Below are 25,334 nucleotides of genomic sequence, written 5' to 3'. Positions count from 1 at the left end.
TAAGTGTTCCTGATACTCGATCAAATGAGCGTGGAATTGTACCCAAGCGCTGGCCGGGGCGCGATGTTGCTGGTGATAAACCGTCTATTTAGCTGGTGCAAATGTTGCGGTAGTGCCTAAAAGGCACCAAAGGGCTGGGTTGTTGAGTGATCGTCAGGCGTATTGATAGGGCTTCAACGCGTTACAATGGTGCTTTTTTCGATCTAGAGGTGTGCCCTTTGACTGCTCCAGGTGCTTTGAATACCGCTGCCGGCTCGCTTTATGTGGTGGCAACGCCCATCGGCAACCTGGACGACATCAGTGCCCGGGCCCTTAAGTTGTTGCGCGAAGTGTCTTTGATCGCTGCCGAGGATACTCGGCACTCTCAGCGCCTCATGCAGCACTTTGGTATTTCCACGCCATTGGCGGCTTGCCATGAGCATAACGAGCGTGATGAAGGCTCTCGTTTCATTACTCGTTTATTGGCGGGTGATGATGTCGCCTTGATTTCCGACGCCGGCACGCCGCTGATTTCCGACCCGGGTTATCACTTGGTACGGCAGGCTCGAGCTGCAGGCATCAATGTGGTTCCTGTGCCGGGGGCTTGTGCATTGATCGCGGCACTGTCGGCGGCAGGTTTGCCGTCGGATCGGTTTATCTTCGAGGGGTTTCTGCCGGCCAAGGCCGTTGGGCGGCGTGGGCGCCTGGAGTTGGTCAAGGAAGAACCCCGCACGTTGATTTTTTATGAGGCGCCGCATCGCATTCTTGAGTGTCTGCAAGACATGGAAGCGGTATTCGGTGGTGAGCGGCCGGCACTGTTGGCTCGAGAGCTGACCAAGACCTTTGAGACCCTCAAGGGGCTGCCTCTTTCCGAGTTGCGCCAGTTCGTAGAGGCTGACAGCAACCAGCAGCGTGGTGAGTGCGTAGTGCTGGTGGCGGGATGGACGGCACCGGAAAGTGATGAAGCGATCAGTAGTGAGTCGATGCGCATTCTTGATCTGTTGCTTAAGGAGATGCCTCTCAAAAGGGCGGCGGCGCTGGCAGCCGAGATCACGGGTGAGCGCAAGAATGTCCTGTATCAGGTAGCGCTGAATAAACAGAAAGAACAATAAATTGCGTGGCAGGGTGGCCAAAGGCTTTTAGCGCTTGTTCTTGGGGCGCTCTGCCGTTAACCTGCGCGGCGGAGAGTCGATTGGACAGTCGCTGCCCTCTATGAAAATTAGAGGGGGGAGGAAAGTCCGGGCTCCATAGGGCGGAGTGCCAGGTAATGCCTGGGGGGCGTGAGCCTACGGAAAGTGCCACAGAAAATAACCGCCTAAGCACTTCGGTGCCGGTAAGGGTGAAAAGGTGCGGTAAGAGCGCACCGCACGTCTGGTAACAGTTCGTGGCTAGGTAAACCCCACTCGGAGCAAGACCAAATAGGGTTCCAAGGCGTGGCCCGCGCTGGAACCGGGTAGGTTGCTAAAGATGTCCAGTGATGGCCATCGTAGAGGAATGACTGTCCTCGACAGAACCCGGCTTACAGATCGACTCTCCACCTTTTCCCTCCCTGCTTGAATCAATAGCAGAAGCGTTTCTGTAATACCGAAAAAATCTTACTCTTAATAAATTACTTTAACTTCATGCTGCAGCTTATTGAGCTGTTTGAAGTTGATGCTCTGGAATGCCCTCCGAATTCTCGTTATCTCTCCTCTTAGTCTCCTAAATCTCCGTTCTATAAGGCTTTTCCGTCGCTGCGCGCCTTGACGGTGGTGTGGGCGCATTCCTATAGTGTGCGCAAGTGGCAGAAAGTGGCATGAAGTGGGTTTTTTGAGCGTAAAACGCTAAAATTTGGAGAAACGCTGACGTGTTTCGCGGAGCTAACGCTATCAGTCTCGATGCGAAGGGCCGTCTCGCCATGCCGAGCCGGTATCGTGACGAGCTCGTTTCGCGAAGTTCCGGGCAATTAATCGTCACTATCGACGCTGTTGATCCTTGTTTGTGTGTTTACCCCCTCGATGAGTGGGAGCTGATAGAAACCAAACTGCGCGCATTGCCTTCGCTTCGCGAAGAAAACCGTCGTTTGCAGCGTTTGCTGATTGGTAATGCCGTCGATCTTGAACTCGATGGCAGTGGTCGTTTTCTGGTGCCACCGCGCCTGCGTGAATATGCCAAGTTGGATAAGCGCGCGATGCTGGTGGGCCAACTGAACAAGTTCCAATTGTGGGACGAGGATGCCTGGGATGCTGTTTCTGCGGCTGACCTGGCGGCTATTCAACAACCGGGCGCGATGCCTGATGAACTGCGTGATTTGATCCTGTGACTATTGATAGCGGCTTTAACCACATCACCGTGCTGCTTGACGAAGCCGTCGAGGCTCTCGCCGTGCGCCCTGATGGCTGCTATCTGGATGGCACCTTCGGCCGTGGCGGGCATAGCCGCTTGATTCTCAGCAAGCTCGGAACGGAGGGCCGGCTCCTCGGATTTGATAAGGACCCCCAAGCGATTGCCACCGGGCAAGCGCTAGCGGCCGAAGACGGCCGCTTTGTCGTTGTACAGCGCAGTTTTGCCGAGTTGGGTTCGGAGGTCGCGGAGCGCGGCCTGGCAGGCAAGGTCAGCGGTGTTCTGCTGGATCTTGGCGTGTCTTCTCCACAGCTGGACGATCCTGAGCGCGGCTTCAGCTTTCTCAATGATGGCCCTCTGGACATGCGCATGGACCCGACTCGTGGCATCAGCGCTGCGCAGTTCATTGCCACCGCGCCCGTCGAGGAAATTGCCCGTGTGTTCAAGGAGTACGGCGAAGAGCGCTTCTCCGGGCGCATGGCGCGGGCCGTGGTCGAGCGTCGTGAAATCCAGCCCTTCGAACGCACCGCCGATCTGGCCGAAGTGTTGAAAGTCGCCAATCCTGCCTGGGAGAAGGGCAAGAATCCTGCTACTCGGGCTTTCCAGGGATTGCGCATCCACGTTAACAACGAACTGGGCGATCTCGAGGCTGGCCTTGAAGCGGCGCTGGAGTCGCTGGAAGTGGGTGGTCGCCTGGTGGTGATCAGCTTCCACTCCCTGGAAGATCGCATCGTCAAATTGTTCATGCGACGCCTGGTGAAGGGCGAGTCCGACAATCTGCCGCGCAACCTGCCGGTACGTTTCGAAGCCTTCGTGCCGAAAATCAAGATTCATGGCAAAGCGCAGTTCGCCTCCGAGGCCGAGCTCAAAGCCAATCCCCGTTCCCGTAGTGCGGTCATGCGTGTTGCGGAGAAGCTTCGGTGAGCAAGCTCTTCGCCAAGCCTCTTCCAGGCGGAAGCTTTTTCATGCTTCTGCTATTCGTTGGCGTTTTGGTCTCCGCGATTGCGGTTACCTACAGCGCCCACTGGAATCGTCAATTACTCAATACGCTGTATGGCGAGTTGAGTGTGCGTGACAAGGCCCAGGCCGAATGGGGACGGTTGATTCTCGAGCAAAGCACCTGGACCGCTCATAGCCGGATCGAAGTGCTGGCCACCGAACAGCTGAAAATGCATATCCCTGGCGCGGCTGAAGTCCGCATGGTGGCGCCATGAAACTTGAAGGCGCTCTCTACCCCTGGCGTTTCCGTGTGGTGCTGGGTCTGCTGGCGATCATGGTGTCGGCGATTGGCTGGCGCATTATCGATCTGCAGGTGGTCGACCGTGACTTCCTCAAGGGGCAGGGCGATGCGCGCAGTGTCCGGCACATCCCTATTCCCGCTCACCGTGGCCTGATCACCGACCGCAATGGCGAGCCTCTGGCCGTGAGTACGCCAGTGACCACGCTTTGGGCCAATGCCAAGGAAATGCAGTTGGCCAAGGACCGCTGGCCAGCATTGGCCATGGCTCTTGGTCAGGACCCCAAGGCGCTGACTGAGCGTCTCGAAGCTCAGGCCAATAAAGAATTCATCTATCTGGTCCGGGGCCTGACTCCGGAGCAGGGCCAGGCGGTGCTCGATCTGAAGGTGCCGGGCGTCTATGGCATTGAGGAGTTCCGGCGCTTCTATCCGGCCGGCGAAGTGACCGCGCACATGGTTGGCTTTACCGACATTGACGACCGTGGCCGCGAAGGGGTCGAGCTGGCCTATGACGAATGGCTCGCCGGTGTTCCCGGCAAGCGCCAGGTGATCAAGGACCGGCGCGGCAGATTGATCAAGGATGTCCAAGTCACCAAGAACGCCAAGGCCGGCAAGCCCTTGGCGTTGTCGATTGACCTGCGCCTGCAGTACCTGGCCAACCGTGAGCTGCGCAATGCCATTGTCGAAAATGGCGCCAAGGCCGGCAGCCTGGTGATCATGGACGTGAAGACTGGCGAGATCCTGGCCATGGTCAACCAGCCGACCTACAACCCGAACAACCGCCGCAATTTGCAGCCGGCGATGATGCGTAACCGCGCGATGATCGACGTGTTCGAGCCTGGCTCGACCATGAAGGCGATCTCCATGAGTGCCGCTCTGGAAACCGGGCGCTGGAAGCCCAGCGATACTGTCGAGGTCTATCCGGGCACCCTGCAGTTGGGTAAATACACCATTCGTGACGTGTCGAAGACCGAAGGGCCGGTGCTTGATCTGACCGGCATCCTGATCAACTCCAGTAACGTCGGCATGAGCAAGATCGCCTTCGATATCGGTGGTGAAGCCATTTTTCGTCTGGCACAGAAGATTGGCCTGGGTCAGGACACCGGCCTGGGCTTCCCTGGCGAGCGAGTCGGCAACCTGCCGAACTACCGTGAATGGCGCAAGGCTGAAACCGCGACCCTGTCTTATGGCTACGGCCTCTCGGTGACCGCGATCCAGCTGGTCCACGCGTTTTCCGCGTTGGCCAACAACGGTCGGATCGCTCCACTGACGCTGATCAAATCCGACAAGACCCCGCAAACCGCCCAGGTGATTCCGGAAAACGTCGCCAAGACTATGCAGGGCATGCTGCAGCAGGTGATCGAGGCGCCCCGGGGCGTGTTCCGTGCCCAGGTTCCGGCCTATCACGTGGCTGGCAAGAGCGGTACCGCGCGCAAGACTTCGGTCGGCACCAAAGGCTATGCCGAGAATTCCTATCGTTCGCTGTTTGCCGGTTTCGGCCCGATGAGCGATCCGCGTTATGCCATCGTGGTGGTGATCGACGAGCCGAGCAAGGCCGGTTACTTCGGTGGCCTGGTATCGGCTCCGGTGTTCAGCAAAGTGATGTCCGGCACCCTGCGCCTGATGAACATCACTCCGGATAATCTGCCGGCCACGCAACAGGCCAATGCGGTGCCCGGTACCCCAGTACGAGCTAATGGAGGGCGCGGCTAATGTCTCTTAGCCTGAACAAGATATTCGCCCACGCTGGTCGCGATCTGCTGATCCGCGAGTTGACGCTGGACAGCCGCAATGTACGTGCCGGTGATTTGTTCCTGGCGGTACCCGGCGCCAAGTTTGACGGCCGTGCGCATATTGCCGACGCCTTGCAGCGCGGTGCTGCTGCAGTGGCCTATGAGGTGGAAGGCGCAACTGTATTGCCGCTGACTGATGTGCCGCTGATTCCAGTCAAGGGCCTGGCGGCGCAGCTGTCGGATATTGCCGGACGCTTTTATGGTGATCCAAGCCGCCAGCTGAATCTGCTGGGCGTGACCGGTACCAACGGCAAGACCAGCGTCACCCAGTTGGTGGCTCAGGCACTGGATCTGCTGGGCCAGCGTTGTGGTTTGGTGGGCACGCTGGGTACTGGCTTCTATGGCGCGCTGGAAAGTGGCTTGCACACCACGCCTAACCCTATCGCTGTGCAGGCGACCCTGGCTGACCTGAAAAACGCCGGCGCCAAGGCGGTGGCCATGGAAGTCTCGTCCCATGGTCTGGATCAGGGGCGCGTGGCGGCCCTGGCTTTCGATGTTGCGGTGCTGACCAATTTGTCCCGTGACCATCTGGATTACCACGGAACCATGCAAGCCTATGGCGCAGCCAAGGCGAAGCTCTTCAACTGGACCGACCTGCGTTGCCGGGTGATCAATCTCGATGATGAGTTCGGCCGGCAACTGGCAGCGGACAAGCACGAGTCACGGCTGATTACCTACAGTCTCGAGGATGCCTCTGCTTATCTGTATTGCCGTGAGGCGACCTTCGACGACGACGGCGTTCGCGCAACCCTGGTGACTCCGCAGGGCGAGCACCATCTGCGCAGCGCTCTGCTCGGACGCTTCAATCTGAGCAATGTGCTGGCTGCGGTCGGTGCTTTGTTGGGCCTGGAGTATGCACTGGACGAAATTCTCGCCGTGCTGCCCAAGCTCGAAGGTCCTGCCGGGCGCATGCAACGCCTGGGTGGTGGTACTCAGCCCCTGGTGGTCGTGGATTACGCCCACACTCCGGATGCCCTGGAAAAAGTATTGCTGGCCCTGCGCCCTCACGCCAAGGGGCGTCTGCTCTGCCTGTTCGGCTGCGGCGGTGACCGCGATCGTGGCAAGCGTCCGCTGATGGCCGAGGTGGTAGAGCGCCTGGCAGATGGTGTGCTGGTCACCGATGACAACCCACGCAGCGAAGACCCTGCGCAGATCTTCGACGACATCCGTGCTGGTTTCAGCGCGGTAGATAAGGTCGATTTTGTTGCCGGTCGTGGCCTCGCCATTGCTCGATTGATCGCCGCCGCATCGGCAGACGATGTGGTGGTTCTGGCGGGTAAGGGCCATGAGGATTATCAGGAGATCAATGGCCAGCGCCATGACTTCTCCGACCTTGCTGAAGCCGACAAGGCCTTGACCGCATGGGAGGTGGCACATGCTTAAAGCCTTGCTGCTCAGTGAAGTATCGGCCCCATTGGATGCCCGCTTGATCGCGGGCGACGTGCGTTTCAGTGGTGTCAGTATCGATAGCCGGGCGATTCAGGCGGGCCAGTTGTTCGTTGCCTTGACGGGCCCCCGTTTTGACGGCCATGACTACTTGAACGAAGTGGCAGGCAAAGGTGCCGTAGCCGCGTTGGTTGAACGTGAAGTTCCCGACAGCACCCTGCCTCAGTTGCTGGTCAAGGATACCCGTCTGGCCCTCGGCCAATTGGGCGCTCTGAATCGTGGCGCCTTTACCCAGCCGGTAGCTGCGGTGACGGGTTCCAGCGGCAAGACCACGGTCAAGGAGATGCTGGCCAGCATTCTGCGTACCCGTGGTCCAGTGCTGGCAACCCGGGGCAACCTGAACAATGATCTGGGCGCGCCGCTGACACTGCTGGAACTGGCCCCCGAACACACCGCTGCGGTGATCGAGCTGGGTGCGTCACGCATCGGCGAAATCGCCTACACCGTGGCCATGACTCGCCCCCATGTGGCGATCATCAATAATGCAGGTACCGCTCACGTCGGTGAGTTCGGCGGCCCGGAGAAAATCGTCGAAGCCAAGGGCGAGATTCTCGAGGGGCTCGATAGCGCCGGGATAGCGGTGCTCAATCTGGACGACAAGGCCTTCCCAATCTGGAAGACCCGAGCCGCCGGTCGCCAGGTGCTGAGCTTTGCCCTGGACAACAGCGCAGCAGATTTCCATGCCTCGGATATCGGTCGTGATGCCCGTGGTTGCCCGTCCTTCACATTGCACAGCCCAAAGGGCGTGGATAGGGTGCAACTGAACCTGCTTGGCACCCATAACGTGGCCAACGCCCTGGCTGCTGCTGCCGCAGCCCATGCCATGGGTGTCTCGCTGTTCGGCATCGTCACTGGCCTGAACGCTGTGCAGCCGGTCAAGGGCCGCACCGTTGCCCAACTGTCCAAGAACGGCATGCGGGTGATCGATGACACTTACAACGCAAACCCCACCTCAATGTGTGCCGCCGTTGATATACTCGCCGGCTTTTCCGGCCGCACCGTCCTGGTGCTCGGAGACATTGGCGAGTTGGGCGAGTGGGCGGAGCAGGGGCACCGCGAAGTAGGTGCATATGCCGCTGGCAAGGTTTCGGCCCTCTACGCCGTAGGCCCGATGATGGCTCATGCCGTTGCCGCATTCGGCGAACACGCGCGCCACTTCGCCAGCCAGGCTGATCTGATTGCCGCCCTGGACGTCGAGCAAGACCCAAATACCACCATTTTGATCAAGGGATCGCGCAGCGCGGTGATGGAAAACATCGTCGCGGCTTTGTGCGGCTCGAGCACGGAGAAACATTGATGCTGCTGCTGCTAGCGGAGTACCTGCAACAGTTCTACAAAGGCTTCGCGGTCTTTCAGTACCTGACCCTGCGCGGGATTCTCGGGGTACTGACTGCGCTGTCTTTGGCGCTGTGCCTGGGTCCGTGGATGATCCGTACTCTGCAAAACCGGCAGATCGGCCAGGCCGTGCGTAATGACGGTCCGCAGTCCCACCTGTCCAAGTCCGGTACGCCGACCATGGGCGGCGCGCTGATTCTTTCCGCCATCGGTATCAGCACGCTGCTCTGGGCCGACCTGCGCAACCACTATGTGTGGGTAGTGCTGGTGGTCACCCTGGCGTTTGGCGCCATCGGTTGGGTCGATGACTACCGCAAGGTGATCGAGAAGAACTCCCGTGGCTTGCCCAGCCGCTGGAAGTATTTCTGGCAGTCGGTGTTCGGCCTGGGCGCCGCGATCTTCCTTTACATGACCGCACAGAGTCCGGTGGAAACCACCCTGCTGATTCCGATGCTCAAGGACGTGAGTATTCCTCTGGGCATCGGTTTCGTGGTCCTGACCTACTTCGTCATCGTCGGTTCGAGTAACGCGGTCAACCTGACCGACGGCCTCGATGGCCTGGCGATCATGCCGACCGTGATGGTCGGCGGCGCGCTGGGGATCTTCTGCTACCTGTCGGGTAACGTGAAGTTCGCCGAATACCTGCTGATTCCTTACGTACCGGGGGCGGGCGAGCTGATCGTCTTCTGCGGTGCGCTGATCGGTGCCGGCCTGGGTTTCTTGTGGTTCAACACCTATCCGGCACAAGTCTTCATGGGCGACGTCGGCGCACTGGCGCTGGGCGCGGCCCTGGGCACCATTGCGGTGATCGTCCGTCAGGAAATCGTCCTGTTCATCATGGGCGGCGTGTTCGTGATGGAGACCCTGTCGGTGGTGATCCAGGTCGCTTCCTTCAAATTGACCGGTCGCCGTGTGTTCCGCATGGCACCGATCCACCACCACTTTGAACTCAAGGGCTGGCCCGAGCCTCGCGTGATTGTCCGCTTCTGGATCATCACCGTGATCCTCGTGTTGATCGGCCTTGCCACCCTGAAGCTGAGGTAGAACGAGTGTCTCTGATCGCTTCTGACCACTTCCGCATCGTTGTCGGCCTCGGCAAGAGCGGCATGTCCCTGGTTCGCTTCCTGGCGAACCGGGGCGTGGCTTTTGCGGTGGCCGATACGCGGGAGAGTCCACCTGAGCTGGCCACGTTGCGTCGTGACTACCCGCAGGTGGAGGTGCGTTGTGGCGAGCTGGACGTCGAGTTCCTGTGCCGTGCCGACGAGCTCTACGTGAGCCCCGGCCTGGCCCTGGCGACCCCGGCCCTGCAGGCCGCTGCTGCCCGTGGCGTGAAATTGTCCGGTGACATCGAGCTGTTCGCGCGTAACGCGAAGGCGCCGATTGTCGCCATCAGCGGTTCCAACGCGAAAAGCACCGTGACCACCCTGGTGGGCGAGATGGCCGCTGCGGCGGGCAAGCGGGTCGCCGTGGGCGGCAACCTGGGTACTCCGGCCCTGGATCTGCTCAGCGACGATGTCGAGCTGTACGTGATGGAACTGTCCAGCTTCCAGCTGGAAACCACCGACCAGCTGGGCGCTGAAGTGGCCACTGTGCTCAACATCAGCGAAGACCACATGGACCGTTACAGCGGTCTGCCGGCCTATCACCTGGCCAAGCACCGGATCTTCCGGGGCGCGCGGCAAGTGGTGGTCAATCGCCAGGATGCGCTGTCCCGGCCGTTGTTGAGCGAGAACCTGCCGTGCTGGACCTTTGGCCTGGGCAAGCCCGATTTCAAGGGCTTTGGCCTGCGGGAAGAGAATGGCGAGAAGTACCTGGCCTTCGAGTTCCAGAACCTGATGCCGGTGCGCGAACTGAAGATCCGTGGTGCCCATAACCAGTCCAACGCCCTGGCGGCATTGGCCCTGGGGCATGCAGTCGGCTTGCCGTTCGACGCGATGCTCTCGGCCCTGCGCACCTTCGCCGGCCTCGAGCACCGTTGCCAGTGGGTTCGCGACGTGGATGGCGTGGGCTATTACAACGATTCCAAAGCCACCAACGTCGGCGCCGCACTGGCTGCCATCGAAGGCCTGGGTGCGGACATCGCTGGCAAGATCGTGCTGATCGCCGGTGGCGACGGCAAGGGCGCCGAGTTCAAGGATCTGCGGGACCCGGTGGCGGCCAACTGCCGCGTGGTGGTCTTGATGGGCCGTGACTCCGACAAGATCGGTGAGGCCATCGGCGATGCCGTGCCGCTGATTCGTGCCGATTCGCTGGCCGACGCTGTGGCTCAATGCCGCGCAGCCGCGCAGCCTGGCGACGTGGTGTTGCTATCTCCCGCCTGCGCCAGTTTCGACATGTTCAAGAATTACGAAGACCGGGGTCACCAGTTCGTCCGCGTCGTGGAGGAACTGGCATGAATCTGAGAAACATCATCAAGCCATATCCGTCACCGCTCATCACTGGGCGTGGCATCGATCTTGATTTCCCGATGCTCGCCGGCTGCCTGACGCTGCTCGGCCTGGGGCTGGTCATGATTGCATCGGCCTCTACCGAAGTGGCAGCGGCGCAGTCGGGCAGTGCCCTGTATTACATGATTCGCCACCTTATCTACATCGTGTTGGGCCTGGGGGCCTGCATTGTCACCATGATGATTCCCATCGCCACCTGGCAGCGCCTGGGCTGGATGATGTTGATTGGTGCCTTCGGCTTGCTGGTGATGGTGATCATTCCGGGGATTGGCCGTGAAGTGAACGGTTCGATGCGCTGGATCGGTTTCAGCTTCTTTAACGTTCAGCCCTCCGAGATTGCCAAGGTGTTCGTGGTGATTTACCTCGCCGGCTACCTGGTGCGGCGGCAGAAGGAAGTGCGTGAAAGCTGGATGGGCTTCTTCAAGCCGTTCATCGTTCTGCTGCCAATGGCGGGCCTGCTGCTGATGGAGCCGGACTTCGGTGCCACCGTGGTGATGATGGGCGCCGCGGCGGCGATGCTGTTCCTCGGCGGTGTCGGGCTGTTCCGGTTTTCCCTGATGGTGCTCCTGGCGGTGGCGGCGGTTGTCTTGCTGATTCAGATGCAGCCCTATCGAATGGCCCGTCTGACCAACTTTGCCGACCCCTGGGCGGACCAGTTCGGTGCCGGTTACCAGCTGTCCCAAGCCTTGATCGCCTTCGGTCGTGGCGAGTGGCTGGGCGTGGGCCTGGGCAATAGTGTGCAGAAACAGTTCTATCTGCCGGAGGCTCACACCGACTTCGTGTTCTCGGTGCTGGCCGAAGAGCTGGGTGCCGTGGGCTCCTTGTGCACGGTGGCGCTGTTCGTATTCGTCTGTATACGCGGCATGTACATCGGCCTGTGGGCCGAGAAAGCCAAGCAGTATTTTGCCGCTTATGTGGCTTATGGCTTGTCGTTCCTGTGGATTGGTCAGTTCTTGATCAATATCGGGGTGAACGTCGGTCTGTTGCCGACCAAGGGGCTGACCCTGCCGTTCCTCAGTTATGGCGGTAGTTCGCTGGTGATCTGCTGCGCCTGCCTCGGATTGTTGCTGCGTATCGAATGGGAGAGCAGGACCCACCTGGGCAGTGAAGAGATGGAGTTCAGTGAGAGTGACTTTGCCGAGGAGCCTATCCATGGGCGCTAACGTGCTGATCATGGCGGGCGGCACCGGTGGCCACGTGTTCCCGGCGCTGGCTTGTGCCCGCGAGTTCCAGGCCCGTGGCTACAGCGTGCACTGGCTGGGTACTCCCCGTGGGATCGAGAACGAATTGGTACCGGCGGCTGGCCTGCCGCTGCACTTGATCAACGTCACCGGGCTGCGGGGCAAGGGCAAGCTGTCCCTGCTCAAGGCGCCGTTCGTCCTGATCAAGGCGGTGCTCCAGGCCCGGCGGATCATTCGGCAACTCAAGCCGGTGTGTGTGCTGGGTTTTGGTGGTTATGTGACCGGCCCTGGTGGTGTTGCCGCCAAGTTGTCGGGGGTGCCGGTGATCGTTCACGAGCAGAATGCTGTGGCCGGTACCGCCAATCGGCTGCTGGTGCCGTTGGCCGCCCGAGTCTGCGAAGCTTTCCCGGACACCTTCGGAGCTTCCGGCAGCCGCCGCACCACGGGCAATCCGGTGCGCGCCGAACTGTTCCTCGACACACCGCGCGAGGCCCTGGCCGGACGCAAGGCGCGTTTGCTGATCCTGGGCGGAAGCCTGGGGGCAGAGCCGTTGAACAAGTTATTGCCGGAAGCCCTGGCACAGGTCGCCCCCGAGCTGCGTCCGGAGGTGTTCCATCAGGCTGGTAAAAACCACGATGAAGTCACTGCAGAGCGCTATCGCGCCGCCGGCGTCGAGGCGCAAGTGCAGCCCTTTATCAAAGACATGGCTCAAGCCTACGGCTGGGCCGACCTGGTGGTCTGTCGCGCAGGCGCGTTGACCGTCAGCGAACTGGCTGCTGCCGGTCTGCCTTCGATGCTGGTGCCTTTGCCCCATGCGATCGACGATCACCAGACCCGCAATGCCGAATATTTGGCTCGTGAAGGTGCTGCCTTCCTGATGCCGCAAAGAACGACTGGTGCAGCGGACCTTGCCGCTCGCCTGACAGAGGTTTTGATGCAACCAGAACGACTCGACAAGATGGCCCAGGCTGCGCGCCGCCTGGCCAAACCCGATGCCACCCGCGATGTGGTGAATATCTGCCTGGAGGTGGCCCATGGTTGAGAATCAAAAAGCCATGCCGCAACCGGAAATGCGCCGTATCCGTCGTATCCATTTCGTCGGTATTGGCGGCGTGGGCATGTGCGGGATTGCCGAGGTGCTGCTGAACCTGGGTTACCAGGTCTCCGGTTCCGATCTCAAGGCGTCGCCGGTCACCGAGCGCCTGGAGTCGTTCGGTGCACAGATTTTTATCGGCCACCGCGCCGAGAACGCTGCGAACGCCGATGTACTGGTGGTTTCCAGCGCCGTGAACACCTCCAACCCGGAAGTCGCCACTGCCTTGGAACGGCGTATTCCGGTGGTGCCGCGAGCGGAAATGCTCGCCGAACTGATGCGCTACCGTCACGGCGTTGCCGTGGCTGGTACGCACGGCAAGACCACCACCACCAGCCTGCTGGCTTCGGTGTTCGCCGCGGGCGGTCTGGACCCGACCTTTGTCATCGGTGGTCGGCTCAATGCAGCGGGCACCAATGCCCAGCTGGGCACCAGCCGTTACCTGATTGCCGAAGCCGACGAAAGCGACGCCAGCTTCCTGCATCTGCAACCGCTGGTGGCCGTGGTCACCAACATCGACGCTGACCATATGGCGACCTACGACGGTGACTTCAACAAACTGAAGAAAACCTTCGTCGACTTCCTGCATAACCTGCCGTTCTACGGGCTGGCGGTGATGTGCCTGGACGATCCGGTGGTGCGCGATATCCTGCCGCAGGTCAAGCGTCCGACCGTGACCTACGGCTTCAGCGAAGAAGCCGACGTGCGTGCCATCAATGTACGCCAGCAAGGCATGCAGACCTTCTTCACCGTGCTGCGTCGTGACCGCGAGCCGCTGGACGTGTCGGTGAACATGCCGGGCAACCACAACGTGCTGAACTCCCTGGCGACCATCTGCATCGCCACCGACGAAGGCATCAGCGACGAAGCCATTGTCCAGGGGCTGTCGGGCTTCCAGGGTGTGGGCCGGCGCTTCCAGGTCTACGGCGAACTGCCGGTGGAAGGCGGCAACGTCATGCTGGTGGACGACTACGGGCACCACCCGACCGAGGTCGCGGCAGTGATCAAGGCCGTGCGTGGCGGTTGGCCGGAGCGCCGTCTGGTGATGGTCTACCAGCCGCACCGTTTCAGCCGTACCCGCGATCTGTACGACGACTTCGTGCAGGTGCTGGCCGATGCCAACGTGCTGCTGTTGATGGAGGTCTACCCGGCCGGTGAAGAGCCGATTCCGGGCGCTGACAGCCGCCAGTTGTGCCACAGCATTCGGCAACGGGGCCAGTTGGACCCGATCTACATCGAGCGAGGCGTCGACCTGGCACCGCTGGTCAAGCCACTGCTGCGTGCTGGTGACATCCTGCTGTGCCAAGGCGCCGGTGATATCGGTGGCCTGGCGCCAAAACTGCTCAACAGCCCGCTGTTCGCCGGTGCTGTGGCCGCTGGCAAGGGGGCGAAATGACGGCTGCCTACGCCAACCTGTTCTCCACCGTAAAGCCGAGCGATTTCGGTCGCGTTGCCGTGCTCTATGGCGGCAAGAGCGCCGAGCGCGAAGTGTCGCTGAAGTCCGGCAAGGCCGTGCTTGAAGCCTTGCAGAGTGGCGGCGTGAACGCCTTCGGCATTGATGTCGGTGACGACCTGCTGCAGCGCCTCTTGAGCGAGAAGATCGATCGTGCCTTCATCATTCTCCACGGCCGTGGCGGAGAAGACGGCAGCATGCAAGGCCTGCTGGAATGCCTGGGGATTCCCTACACCGGTAGCGGCATCCTCGCTTCGGCCCTGGCCATGGACAAGCTGCGCACCAAGCAGGTCTGGCACAGCCTGGGTATTCCGACGCCGCGTCACGCGGTCCTGAGTTCGGAAGCCGACTGTATTTCCGCGGTGGCGGAACTGGGCCTGCCTTTGATCGTCAAACCGGCTCATGAAGGCTCCAGTATCGGTATGGCCAAGGTGACTTCCGCGCCCGAATTGATCGAGGCATGGAAGGCGGCCAGTACCTACGATTCGCAAGTGTTGGTCGAGCAATGGATCCAGGGTCCGGAGTTCACCATCGCAACCCTGCGTGGCCAGGTGCTGCCACCGATCGCGTTGGGTACTCCCCACACGTTTTACGACTACGACGCCAAGTACCTGGCTTCCGATACCCAGTACCGGATTCCATGCGGCCTCGATAGCGCCAAGGAACAGGAACTCATGGACCTCACGGCGAAAGCCTGTGAGGCGCTCGGTATCGCCGGTTGGGCGCGTGCCGATGTGATGCAGGATGCCCAGGGGCAGTTCTGGTTCCTGGAAGTGAACACCGCTCCCGGGATGACCGACCACAGCCTGGTGCCGATGGCCGCTCGTGCGGCCGGTCTGGATTTCCAGCAGTTGGTATTGGCCATCCTGGCAGCCAGTCTTGAGGCGAGAGGTTAAGTCCATGCAAGGCGCGTCGCTTCGTCATCAGCAACCCGCACCCGGCCGCAAGCCGGTGCCGCGGGGTGCCAGCCGTATGGTGGCCAAAGAGCCGATGTCGGTGCGCCTGCCGAAAGCCAACTTTGGTTTTCTGAAAAGCCTGTTCTGGCCGGTGCTGCTGGTGGCGTTGGGCTTTGGCACCTATGAAGGTGCCCAGCGCTTGCTGCCATACGCTGACCGTCCAATCACCAAGATCGCGGTGCAGGGGGACTTGAGCTACATCAGCCAGCAGGCGGTGCAGCAGCGGATCGCGCCTTATGTCGCGGCGAGCTTCTTCACCATCGACCTGGCGAGCATGCGCACCGAGCTGGAAAAGATGCCCTGGATCGCCCACGCCGAAGTTCGTCGGGTGTGGCCGGACCAAGTGGTGATTCGCCTGGAAGAACAACTGCCAGTGGCCCGCTGGGGCGACGAGGCACTGTTGAACAACCAGGGCCAGGCCTTCACTCCGCGTGAACTGGCGAACTATGAACACTTGCCGCAGTTGTTCGGGCCGCAGCGGGCCCAGCAGCAAGTGATGCAGCAGTATCAGGTGTTGAGCCAGATGCTGCGGCCGCTGGGCTTTTCGATCGCCCGTCTGGAGCTGCGCGAGCGCGGCAGCTGGTTCCTGACCACCGGTGCCGGCAGTGCCGGTCCCGGTATCGAGTTGCTCCTGGGTCGCGATCATCTGGTGGAGAAGATGCGCCGCTTCATTGCCATTTATGAAAAAACGCTGAAAGAACAGATCACGAACATCGCGCGCATCGATCTGCGCTACGCCAACGGCCTGGCCGTGGGCTGGCGCGATCCGGCGGCACCCACGACGGCGCAACCTGCCGTCGCGAAGAATTAAGAAGAGGCAGGACCATGGCAAATGTGCAAAGCGGCAAAATGATCGTCGGCCTGGATATCGGCACCTCCAAGGTGGTGGCGCTGGTGGGCGAAGTCGCGGCCGATGGCTCGCTGGAAATCGTCGGCATCGGCACCCATCCTTCCCGCGGCCTGAAGAAGGGCGTGGTGGTGAACATCGAGTCCACCGTGCAGTCGATCCAGCGCGCGGTGGAAGAAGCGCAACTGATGGCGGGTTGCCGTATCCACTCGGCCTTCGTCGGTGTGGCGGGCAATCACATCCGCAGCCTGAACTCCCACGGCATCGTGGCGATCCGCGACCGTGAAGTCAGCTCGGCGGACCTGGAGCGGGTATTGGATGCGGCCCAGGCCGTGGCAATCCCGGCTGACCAGCGGGTCCTGCACACCCTGCCACAGGATTACGTGATCGATAACCAGGAAGGCGTGCGTGAGCCTTTGGGCATGTCGGGCGTGCGTCTGGAAGCCAAGGTGCACGTAGTGACCTGTGCGGTGAATGCCGCTCAGAACATCGAGAAGTGCGTGCGTCGCTGCGGCCTGGAAATCGACGACATCATCCTCGAGCAGCTGGCCTCGGCCTATTCGGTACTCACCGACGACGAGAAAGAGCTGGGCGTGTGCCTGGTGGACATCGGCGGCGGCACCACCGACATGGCGATCTTCACCGAAGGCGCGATCCGTCACACCGCGGTGATCCCGATTGCCGGCGACCAGGTGACCAACGACATCGCCATGGCCCTGCGCACGCCGACCCAGTATGCCGAAGAGATCAAGATCCGTTACGCCTGCGCCCTGGCCAAGCTGGCCGGTGCCGGCGAAACCATCAAGGTGCCGAGCGTTGGCGATCGTCCACCGCGCGAGCTGTCGCGCCAGGCCCTGGCCGAAGTGGTCGAGCCGCGTTACGACGAACTGTTCACCCTGATCCAGGCCGAGCTGCGTCGCAGCGGCTACGAAGACTTGATCCCGGCCGGCATCGTGCTCACCGGTGGTACTTCGAAGATGGAAGGCGCGGTGGAACTGGCCGAGGAGATTTTCCACATGCCGGTTCGTCTGGGCGTGCCCCACAGTGTCAAGGGCCTGTCCGACGTGGTGCGCAACCCGATCTATTCCACCGGCGTCGGCCTGCTGCTCTATGGACTGCAGAAACAGTCCGATGGCATCTCGTTCTCCGGCATTGGCAGCCGCGACAGCTACAGCAGCGACGAGCCCAAGGCCGCGTTGCTGGACCGCATCAAGAGCTGGGTCCAGGGCAACTTCTAAAGATTTACCGCAACACCGTTTCAAAGCAGTAGGCAGTAGGCGAAAAACTAGAGAAATGAAAGGAGAGGGAAAATGTTCGAACTCGTAGACAACATCCCGCAGAGTCCGGTAATCAAGGTTATCGGTGTTGGCGGTGGCGGCGGCAACGCGGTCAATCACATGGTCAAGAGCAACATCGAAGGCGTCGAGTTCATCTGCGCCAACACTGATGCTCAAGCGCTGAAAAACATCGGCGCGCGGACCATCCTGCAACTGGGTACCGGCGTGACCAAGGGCCTGGGCGCTGGCGCCAATCCGGAAGTCGGCCGTCAAGCCGCTCTGGAAGACCGCGAGCGTATCGCCGAAGTACTGGCGGGCACCAACATGGTGTTCATCACCACCGGCATGGGCGGCGGTACCGGTACCGGTGCGGCGCCGATCATCGCTGAAGTGGCCAAGGAAATGGGCATCCTCACCGTCGCGGTGGTGACCCGTCCGTTCCCGTTCGAAGGCCGCAAGCGCATGCAGATCGCCGATGAGGGCATCCGCGCGCTGAGCGAAAGCGTCGACTCGTTGATCACCATCCCCAACGAGAAGCTGCTGACCATCCTCGGCAAGGACGCCAGCCTGCTGTCGGCTTTCGCCAAGGCTGACGACGTGCTGGCCGGTGCCGTTCGCGGTATCTCCGACATCATCAAGCGTCCGGGCATGATCAACGTCGACTTTGCCGACGTACGTACCGTGATGAGCGAAATGGGCATGGCGATGATGGGCACTGGCTGCGCCAGCGGTCCGAACCGTGCGCGTGAGGCCACTGAAGCGGCGATCCGCAACCCGTTGTTGGAAGACGTGAACCTGGAAGGTGCGCGCGGCATCCTGGTGAACATCACCGCCGGTCCTGACCTGTCCCTGGGTGAGTACTCCGACGTGGGTAGCATCATCGAAGCCTTCGCTTCCGAACACGCCATGGTCAAGGTCGGTACCGTTATCGATCCGGACATGCGTGACGAGCTGCATGTAACCGTAGTGGCCACCGGTCTGGGCGCGAAAATCGAGAAACCTGTAAAGGTCATCGACAACACCGTTCAGACTTCCATGTCCGCTCAGTCGCAAGCGCCAGCCCCTGCTCGTCAGGAACTGCCGTCGGTGAACTACCGTGACCTGGACCGTCCGACCGTCATGCGCAATCAGGCGCAGTCGAACGCGGCGACCGCGGCGAAGCTGAATCCGCAAGATGATCTGGATTACCTGGACATCCCGGCATTCCTGCGTCGTCAGGCCGATTGATGGAATGTATCAGGGGTATTAGGGTGATTGGTGTTCAGCAAAGGCATGGTCTGCTATTATCGCCAGCCTTTGTTGATACCAGTTCGCAATTTGCGCTGAAGCGGCCCAAGCCATGATTAAACAACGCACCCTGAAGAATATTATCCGTGCCACAGGTGTAGGCCTGCATTCCGGGGAGAAGGTTTACCTGACCCTCAAGCCTGCGCCTGTCGACACCGGCATTGTGTTTTGTCGTGCCGACCTGGACCCTGTGGTGCAGATTCCTGCTCGCGCGGAAAATGTTGGCGAAACCACGATGTCGACCACGTTGGTCAACGGTGACGTCAAAGTGGACACGGTGGAGCACTTGCTCTCGGCCATGGCTGGCCTGGGCATCGATAACGCCTACGTCGAGCTCTCCGCGTCCGAAGTCCCGATCATGGATGGTAGCGCCGGACCCTTCGTATTCCTGATTCAATCTGCTGGCCTCGAAGAACAGGACGCAGCTAAAAAGTTCATCCGCATCCTTCGTGAAGTGACCGTGGAAGACGGCGACAAGCGCGCCACTTTCGTGCCTTTCGATGGTTTTAAAGTGAGCTTCGAGATCGATTTCGATCACCCGGTTTTCCGTGACCGCACCCAGAGTGCAAGCGTGGACTTCTCCAGCACTTCGTTTGTAAAAGAAGTCAGCCGCGCCCGTACCTTTGGTTTCATGAGTGATATCGAGTACCTGCGCAAGCACAACCTCGCACTCGGCGGCAGCGTGGAAAACGCCATTGTGGTCGATTCGGATGGCGTACTGAACGAAGACGGTCTTCGCTACGAAGACGAATTCGTCAAGCACAAGATCCTGGATGCAATTGGTGACCTCTACCTGCTAGGCAACAGCCTGATAGGCGAGTTCAAGGGCTTCAAGTCGGGCCACGCACTGAACAACCAGCTACTGCGCAAGTTGATTGAGCAGAAAGATGCCTGGGAAGTCGTGACCTTCGAAGATGCCAGCACTGCACCGATCTCTTACATGCGTCCGGTCGCGGCCGTGTAATTACTCTCTCTTTCCTTTTGTTTTTGAAGGCCATCCCCCCGGATGGCCTTTTTTTATGCCCGAATGTTCAGTTGCTGCGCCGTGACATGTTGGAAACCACTCGGTTGCGGCCGCTGTACTTGGCTTGATACAGGGCCTTGTCGGCGTCACTCACCCATTGGTCGAGGCTGATATCGGGATTGCCCGACCAGGTGTTGATGCCGATGCTCACCGTCAAGGGTGTGGCCTGTTCGCTGACAGGCGGCAAGGCGGCGATGCTGGCGCGGATTCGCTCGGCGAGTACGGCGGCGCCGGCGCTGTCGGTCTCCGGCAGTACTATCGCGAACTCTTCGCCTCCGTAGCGCGCCGCCAGATCTGCCGGGCGTCCCGCGCAAGTGCCAATGTTCTGCGCCACTGCACGCAATGCCTGGTCCCCCAGTGGATGGCCAAAGCGGTCGTTGAACGACTTGAAGTGGTCGACATCGACCATCAGCAGCGACAGGGGCTGGTTGGTGCGCCGGGCCCGGGCCCACTCATTGTTCATCACCTGATCCAGGGTACGACGGTTGGCCAGGCCGGTGAGGGCATCGACAGCTGCCAGGCGCGCCAGCTCCTGCTCGGCATCCTGTCGGCGCCGCAGTTCGCGACACAGTTGCCAGGTCAGCCAGAACAGGGCGATGCACAGCGCCCCAGTGGCGCCGCTGATCAGCAGCGCCGTGCGTTGCCAGGCAGCGAAGACTTCGTCGATGGACAGCGCCACAACCACGATCAGCGGCAGGTCGCCCACCTGGGAAAAGGTGTACAGCCGGTGCATCCGATCCACGCTGGACACGCTGCCGAAGCTGCCATTGCCTTCGCGCAGGATGCGCACGAAGTTGGGGCGGTTACTGAAACTCTTGCCAATCAGGTCGTCCGCCAGAGGCGGTTGTTGGGCTAGCAGAACCCCGTCATGGCTGATCAGGTTGATCGAGCCGTTGCGCCCGATATCCAGATTCTTGAACAGCTCATTGAAGTAGCTCAGGCGCATGGCCGCTTCGGCGACACCGATGAACTCGCCATTCTCGTTGCTGAGCCGACGACTGAAGCTGATCCGCCAGTCATGCTCGGCGGTGCGGGCACGGAACGGGGGGCTGATCATCATGCCTGGATCTGGATTGTCGATATGCGAGCGGAAGTACTCGCGGTCGGCGTAGTTGCCCGTGCGCGGCACGACCGAAGCCGAGTCGGCAAGTACCTCGCCGTGCTTGTCCAGCAACAGAATATCGCCCTTGTAGGGCGCTGCGGTGGCCCGGTCGAACAGCGCCAGATGGCGGATGGGCGCCGACACGTCCTTCAGGTCGACGCGTTGCGCCGCACTGATCAGCCCCTTGAGGGACAGGTCGTAGAGTTCGACGTTGCGCAACACATCCGCTTCGATCAGTTGCACGATGTTGTTCGCGGCACGGGTGGCAGCCTGTTCGGCAGCAGCGTGTTCACGGATCAACAGGTAGGTGACGATACTGAGAATGGCCACGACGATCAGCGAGCTGGCCAGGACCAACAGACGTTCCGGATTTGACGCGATTTTCCCTGTGCGGGGTGTCGCACGACTCACGCTCATGATTTTGATTTCTGCTACGTCGACATAGTTAAGTCTAGTGTGGACGTGGGCTACAGAAATCGGTCACGCCTTCGCGCCTGTATAAATCCCGAATAAAAAAAAGGCCAGCAAAACATGCTGGCCTTTTGCTCATATCGGCTTAGAACACGTTGATCGGATAGTCGACGATCACCCGGTACTCATCGGTGTCGTTGTCCAGTGCGCCGTAGCCGTTGCCGCCACGGTTGGTGGCCCATTGCAAGCGCACGGCCAGGTCCTTGGCGGTGCCGCCTTGCACCACGTACTTGAGGTCGAGGTCGCGCTCCCAGTGCTTGGCGTGCTTGCCGTCGGCGCTGTACCAGTTGGCATAGCCGCGGCTGGCCGGATCGACCTGGGTCAGGTCCAGCTCGCCCCGGGAGTAAGACAGTGCCGAGGTCAGGCCCGGCAGGCCGACGCCGGCGAAATCGTAGGCGTACTTGAGCTTCCAGGAGCGCTCGTTGGGACCGTTGAAGTCCGAGTACTGCTGGGAGTTGTCCAGGTAGATGCTGTCGCCCTGGGCGATGTAGTCGAATGGCGTGTTGCCGTTGACTCGCTGGTAGGCCGCAGTGACGCTGTGGCTGCCTACGCCCACGGTGAAGTGCAGGCTGTAGGTGTTGTTGTCGATGTTGCCCAGCAGCGCCTGGCCGGTGTCCTGGGTGTGATAGAAGTGCAGGCCCGGATTGAGGCTGACCAGATCGTTGAGCGAGTAGGTGTAGTCCAGGTCGTAGTAGTACTGGTTCCAGATGTCCTTGAGTTCGGAGGCGTAGAGGCTGCTGGTCAGCCCCGGAACACCGCTCCAGGCGACCCCGGCCCAATTCAGGTGCAGGCTTTCGTCACCTTTTTGCAAGGTGCCGTAGGAGGTGCCGATGCGCTTGTGGCCACTCTGGTTGTAAGGCTTGGTGAAACTGGCTTGGCCGCCTTCGATCAACCAGCCGTCGAAACTGTGGTTGGTCAGGCTGACGCCGCGAAAGGTCTGCGGCAGCATGCGGCTCATGCCCCCGGCGATCACCGGGTTGTTGAGAAACAGATCGCCTGCCTTGAGCTCGGTGTCGAAGGCTCGCATCTTCAAGGTGGCGCCAGCGGTGGAGAACGCTGCGGGCGCTTTTCCGTTGCCATCGCTGATGGGCAGGATGCTCGAACTGTCGGTGCCGCCACCGCCATCGAGCTTGAGGCCGAGCATGGCATTGGCATCCAGGCCGAAACCCACGGTGCCCTGGGTGTAGCCGGACTCGAAGACCCCCAGGAAACCCTGGCCCCATTCGATGTTGTCATCGGCTTGCTGATGCCGGTTGCGATTCATGTAGTAGTTGCGGGCGTTGAGCTTGAGGCTCGAGCCGGCGACGAAGCCCTGTTTGTCGCGCTCTTCGGCAGCCTGGCCCAAGGCGGGAATAGTTGCAGCGATTGCAATGAATAGTGGGCTGATTCTCAGCGTGGTCCTGAACAACGTGTAGCTCCTTTGGTGAATGAACATGATTTTTTATTGTGAATTCGGTTGTTTCTTGTTCTGTGCATGACGAATGTGCAGAGGGTTTCTCTACAGCAAAAAAAAGCCGCTGAAGTCAGCGGCTTTAAGACAACTTACTCCAGGGTTGAAAGCAGAGAAGTTGTCGAGGGAAACGAGTGGCTATCGCCGATCAACTGTCTTTGTGAGCGTCGGTCTTGCTGTGCTCAGCGGTGATCTTCTGGGCTTGCTGACTGTGTTGCTGCTGGGCGGCCTGGGCAATCTGTGCTTGTTCGAACGCGGCGGCGCGTGCGGCATTTCTCGCCACGAATCCCTGGGATTCTTCGGCCATGGCCATTGGCACCACGAACAGGGAAGACAAAACAAAGACGCTGGCCAAACCCATACTGTTGGACATTTCTGAAGACCTTCTTGCAGAGCAAGTTCAATTCGGTGCGACAAAAATATAACTATGGGGCTGCTGGAAAAAGAGCCGAACAGGATAAGGACTGTTACCAAAAACACAACAGTAGAGACTGGCCAGCAGGCGCCGGGTTGCCAGCGAAAGTGCCCCATAGTCCGCGCCGGATAGGTTGAGGCGTGCGTCGGCCAGTCGGCGTCTGCAGAATCCGAGAATCCCGAGTCACAGAGGCAGATAAAGGCCGAAGGTGTTGATCCCCCGATCGCTGCGCACAAAGACGTCGCCGCCATGCATCAGGGCGATGGCCTTGACGATGGCCAGCCCCAGGCCGTGGTTGGCGCCGCTGTTGCTGCGCGAGGCATCGACCCGGTAGAAGCGCTCGAACAAACGCGGCAGGTGTTCGCTGGCGATGCCTTGCCCCGGGTTGCTGACGGCGATCGTCACTTGCTGCTCCTGCACTTCAATTCGCACCTGGATCACTTCCCCCACCGCCGTGTGCTGCACGGCATTGTTCAGCAGATTGATCAGGGCCCGGCGCAGGTGGGCAATCTCGATCCGTACCTGGGCATCGCCCTGGACCTCGACCCTGACCTGGGCGTCTTCGAGGATAAAGTCCAGGTAGTCCAGGGTGGCGGCCACTTCCGTCGCCAGGGAGGTGCTGGTGAGCTTGGTGGCCTTGTTGCCCTGGTCGGCACTGGCCAGGAACAGCATGTCGTTGACGATGGAGCGCAGCCGTTCCAGTTCTTCAAGATTGGATTGCAGTACCTCGAAGTAATGCTCCGCCGAGCGGCCCCGAGTCAGGGCCACCTGGGTCTGGCCGATCAGGTTGGTCAGGGGCGAGCGCAGTTCATGGGCGACGTCGGCGTTGAACGACTCCAGGCGCGAATAGGCCTGTTCGACCCGTTCCAGGGTGGAGTTGAAGGAGCTGACGAACTGGCTCAGCTCCGGCGCCAGGGGCGAGAGCTGCAGGCGTCCGGAGAGCCGCGGCGGTGCCAGGCGCTGGGCCTCCTGGGACAGCTTGATCAGCGGCTTGAGGCCGATCCGCGCCACCCAGTAACCCAGGGCCGAGGCCAGCAGTACACCGACGATGGCCAGGCTGATCAGGGCTATCAGCAACTGCTGCTGGGTCTGGTGGAAGGTATCGGTGTCGATGGCAATCAGGAAGCGCAGGGCCGGGCGCTGTTCCTTGGCCGGCAATTGGCTGACCAGTACCTTCAGTGGATAGGGATGAGCGCTCAGGATCAGGTCGCGCATGCCCAGCGGACCTTGGGCGAATGCGCGGATCTGTGGGTCCGGGTTGCCGTACTCATAAGCGGGATCGCCGCTCACTGCCCAGAAACGGATGCGCTTGTCCTCCTCGCTGAGCAGCTTGAGCTTGGCGTTGATCTTGGCCCAGTGTTCAGGCGTGCCGTAACGGTTCAAGGCCGACTCCAGCACGCTGTAACGCGCGTCCAGCTCGGCTTCCGGCAGCAGGCCCAGGCCTTTGTCCACCTGTTGATAGAGGGCGCCACCAATCAGCAGGAAGATCAGCAGTGCCACCAGGGTGAACAGCCCGCTCAGGCGCAGGGCAATGGAGTTACTCGGCACTGCGGCTCTCCAGCACATAACCCATGCCGCGGATGGTGTGCAGCAGCTTGTGTTCGAAAGGACCGTCGAGTTTGGCCCGCAGGCGCTTGATTGCCACTTCGACGACGTTGGCGTCGCTGTCGAAGTTAATGTCCCAGACCATCTCGGCAATCGAGGTCTTGGACAGGATCTCGCCCTGGCGCCGGGCCAGCACGCTGAGCAGGGAGAACTCCTTGGCGGTCAGGTCCAGGCGCGTGCCGGCGCGGCTGGCCTTGCGGCTGATGAGATCGATCCACAGGTCGGCGATGCTGATCTGCACCGGTTCGTGACCACCGCTGCGGCGGGTCAGGGCCTGCAGGCGGGCCACCAGTTCAAGGAAGGAAAAGGGCTTGCCCAGGTAGTCGTCGGCGCCATCGCGCAGGCCGCGAATCCGGTCCTCCACGCGCTCCCGGGCGGTGAGCATGATCACCGGGGTCTGCTTGCGCGCACGCAGGGCTCGCAGCACGCCAAAGCCGTCCAGGCCGGGGAGCATCACATCCAGCACGATCACCGCATAGTCACTTTCCAGAGCCAGGTGCAGACCCTCGACGCCATCCCGGGCCAGGTCGACGGTATAGCCCTGTTCGGTCAACCCGCGATGCAGGTAGTCCGCAGTTTTTTCTTCGTCTTCGATAATCAGAACGCGCATGACC

At 60.8% G+C, this 25,334-nt stretch carries 22 protein-coding genes and 1 other RNA gene; 18 read left to right on the top strand and 5 right to left on the bottom strand.

Annotation, left to right across the window (positions count from 1 at the left end):
* The first annotated feature begins 218 nt into the window (after positions 1-218).
* From rsmI to lpxC, 18 genes are all read left to right on the top strand, one after another.
* On the top strand, positions 219-1,091 hold the full coding sequence (gene rsmI / locus WIN67_RS25195) for a 16S rRNA (cytidine(1402)-2'-O)-methyltransferase (RefSeq protein ID WP_102860316.1): 873 nt from the start codon (positions 219-221) through the stop codon (positions 1,089-1,091).
* Positions 1,092-1,163: 72 nt separating this feature from the next.
* Positions 1,164-1,517, top strand: an RNA gene (gene rnpB / locus WIN67_RS25190) — RNase P RNA component class A.
* Positions 1,518-1,825: 308 nt separating this feature from the next.
* Positions 1,826-2,281, top strand: a complete 456-nt coding sequence (gene mraZ / locus WIN67_RS25185) for a division/cell wall cluster transcriptional repressor MraZ (protein ID WP_019693566.1) — start codon at positions 1,826-1,828, stop codon at positions 2,279-2,281.
* A complete protein-coding gene (gene rsmH / locus WIN67_RS25180) occupies positions 2,278-3,225 on the top strand; it encodes a 16S rRNA (cytosine(1402)-N(4))-methyltransferase RsmH (RefSeq protein WP_162884089.1) in 948 nt (315 codons plus the stop codon). Before mraZ ends, rsmH begins: the two co-directional genes overlap by 4 nt.
* Complete coding sequence (gene ftsL / locus WIN67_RS25175) at positions 3,222-3,515, top strand: cell division protein FtsL (protein WP_102860317.1); 294 nt, start codon at positions 3,222-3,224, stop codon at positions 3,513-3,515. Before rsmH ends, ftsL begins: the two co-directional genes overlap by 4 nt.
* Positions 3,512-5,251 (top strand): peptidoglycan D,D-transpeptidase FtsI family protein, encoded by a 1,740-nt coding sequence (locus tag WIN67_RS25170; RefSeq protein ID WP_102880874.1) that lies wholly within the window; start codon positions 3,512-3,514, stop codon positions 5,249-5,251. Before ftsL ends, WIN67_RS25170 begins: the two co-directional genes overlap by 4 nt.
* Positions 5,251-6,714: a UDP-N-acetylmuramoyl-L-alanyl-D-glutamate--2,6-diaminopimelate ligase gene (locus tag WIN67_RS25165; RefSeq protein WP_110596350.1), complete on the top strand. Its 1,464-nt coding sequence runs from the start codon at positions 5,251-5,253 to the stop codon at positions 6,712-6,714. The genes WIN67_RS25170 and WIN67_RS25165 overlap by 1 nt, the downstream gene beginning before the upstream one ends.
* Positions 6,707-8,074, top strand: coding sequence for a UDP-N-acetylmuramoyl-tripeptide--D-alanyl-D-alanine ligase (locus WIN67_RS25160; protein ID WP_102880872.1), 1,368 nt, complete (start codon positions 6,707-6,709; stop codon positions 8,072-8,074). The genes WIN67_RS25165 and WIN67_RS25160 overlap by 8 nt, the downstream gene beginning before the upstream one ends.
* Positions 8,074-9,156, top strand: a complete 1,083-nt coding sequence (mraY, locus tag WIN67_RS25155; protein ID WP_102860321.1) for a phospho-N-acetylmuramoyl-pentapeptide-transferase — start codon at positions 8,074-8,076, stop codon at positions 9,154-9,156. Before WIN67_RS25160 ends, mraY begins: the two co-directional genes overlap by 1 nt.
* Positions 9,157-9,161: 5 nt before the next feature.
* Positions 9,162-10,508 (top strand): UDP-N-acetylmuramoyl-L-alanine--D-glutamate ligase, encoded by a 1,347-nt coding sequence (murD, locus tag WIN67_RS25150; protein ID WP_339070176.1) that lies wholly within the window; start codon positions 9,162-9,164, stop codon positions 10,506-10,508.
* A complete protein-coding gene (gene ftsW / locus WIN67_RS25145; RefSeq protein ID WP_102860323.1) occupies positions 10,505-11,722 on the top strand; it encodes a putative lipid II flippase FtsW in 1,218 nt (405 codons plus the stop codon). The genes murD and ftsW overlap by 4 nt, the downstream gene beginning before the upstream one ends.
* Complete coding sequence (murG, locus tag WIN67_RS25140; RefSeq protein WP_339070175.1) at positions 11,712-12,782, top strand: undecaprenyldiphospho-muramoylpentapeptide beta-N-acetylglucosaminyltransferase; 1,071 nt, start codon at positions 11,712-11,714, stop codon at positions 12,780-12,782. Before ftsW ends, murG begins: the two co-directional genes overlap by 11 nt.
* Positions 12,775-14,229, top strand: a complete 1,455-nt coding sequence (murC, locus tag WIN67_RS25135; protein WP_102860325.1) for a UDP-N-acetylmuramate--L-alanine ligase — start codon at positions 12,775-12,777, stop codon at positions 14,227-14,229. The genes murG and murC overlap by 8 nt, the downstream gene beginning before the upstream one ends.
* Positions 14,226-15,182 carry a D-alanine--D-alanine ligase gene (locus WIN67_RS25130; RefSeq protein ID WP_102860326.1) on the top strand — a complete coding sequence of 319 codons (957 nt, stop codon included), beginning with the start codon at positions 14,226-14,228 and terminating at the stop codon, positions 15,180-15,182. Before murC ends, WIN67_RS25130 begins: the two co-directional genes overlap by 4 nt.
* 4 nt (positions 15,183-15,186) lie before the next feature.
* Positions 15,187-16,053 carry a cell division protein FtsQ/DivIB gene (locus WIN67_RS25125; protein WP_102860327.1) on the top strand — a complete coding sequence of 289 codons (867 nt, stop codon included), beginning with the start codon at positions 15,187-15,189 and terminating at the stop codon, positions 16,051-16,053.
* 14 nt (positions 16,054-16,067) lie between these two features.
* On the top strand, positions 16,068-17,327 hold the full coding sequence (gene ftsA, locus WIN67_RS25120; protein WP_011063306.1) for a cell division protein FtsA: 1,260 nt from the start codon (positions 16,068-16,070) through the stop codon (positions 17,325-17,327).
* A 72-nt stretch (positions 17,328-17,399) separates the two neighbouring features.
* Positions 17,400-18,593: a cell division protein FtsZ gene (gene ftsZ, locus WIN67_RS25115; protein WP_011063305.1), complete on the top strand. Its 1,194-nt coding sequence runs from the start codon at positions 17,400-17,402 to the stop codon at positions 18,591-18,593.
* Positions 18,594-18,705: 112 nt separating this feature from the next.
* Positions 18,706-19,617, top strand: coding sequence for a UDP-3-O-acyl-N-acetylglucosamine deacetylase (lpxC, locus tag WIN67_RS25110; protein ID WP_011063304.1), 912 nt, complete (start codon positions 18,706-18,708; stop codon positions 19,615-19,617).
* A 67-nt stretch (positions 19,618-19,684) separates the two neighbouring features.
* Here the strand turns inward: lpxC and WIN67_RS25105 are convergent, their stop codons facing one another.
* The 5 genes from WIN67_RS25105 to WIN67_RS25085 form a co-directional block, all read right to left on the bottom strand.
* Positions 19,685-21,196, bottom strand: coding sequence for a diguanylate cyclase (locus tag WIN67_RS25105; protein ID WP_339070173.1), 1,512 nt, complete (start codon positions 21,194-21,196; stop codon positions 19,685-19,687).
* 139 nt (positions 21,197-21,335) lie between these two features.
* A complete protein-coding gene (locus WIN67_RS25100; protein ID WP_339070172.1) occupies positions 21,336-22,685 on the bottom strand; it encodes an OprD family porin in 1,350 nt (449 codons plus the stop codon).
* Positions 22,686-22,848: 163 nt separating this feature from the next.
* Positions 22,849-23,073: a hypothetical protein gene (locus tag WIN67_RS25095; RefSeq protein ID WP_102860330.1), complete on the bottom strand. Its 225-nt coding sequence runs from the start codon at positions 23,071-23,073 to the stop codon at positions 22,849-22,851.
* A gap of 225 nt (positions 23,074-23,298) precedes the next feature.
* Entirely contained in the window at positions 23,299-24,663 is a 1,365-nt protein-coding gene (locus WIN67_RS25090) for a heavy metal sensor histidine kinase (RefSeq protein WP_339070171.1), read from the bottom strand.
* On the bottom strand, positions 24,653-25,330 hold the full coding sequence (locus WIN67_RS25085) for a heavy metal response regulator transcription factor (protein ID WP_102860332.1): 678 nt from the start codon (positions 25,328-25,330) through the stop codon (positions 24,653-24,655). Before WIN67_RS25085 ends, WIN67_RS25090 begins: the two co-directional genes overlap by 11 nt.
* Positions 25,331-25,334: the final 4 nt, after the last annotated feature.

Source organism: Pseudomonas idahonensis (assembly GCF_037903935.1).
Taxonomy (GTDB): Bacteria; Pseudomonadota; Gammaproteobacteria; order Pseudomonadales; family Pseudomonadaceae; genus Aquipseudomonas; species Aquipseudomonas danubii.
This window is presented reverse-complemented; position numbering and strand designations above follow the sequence as displayed.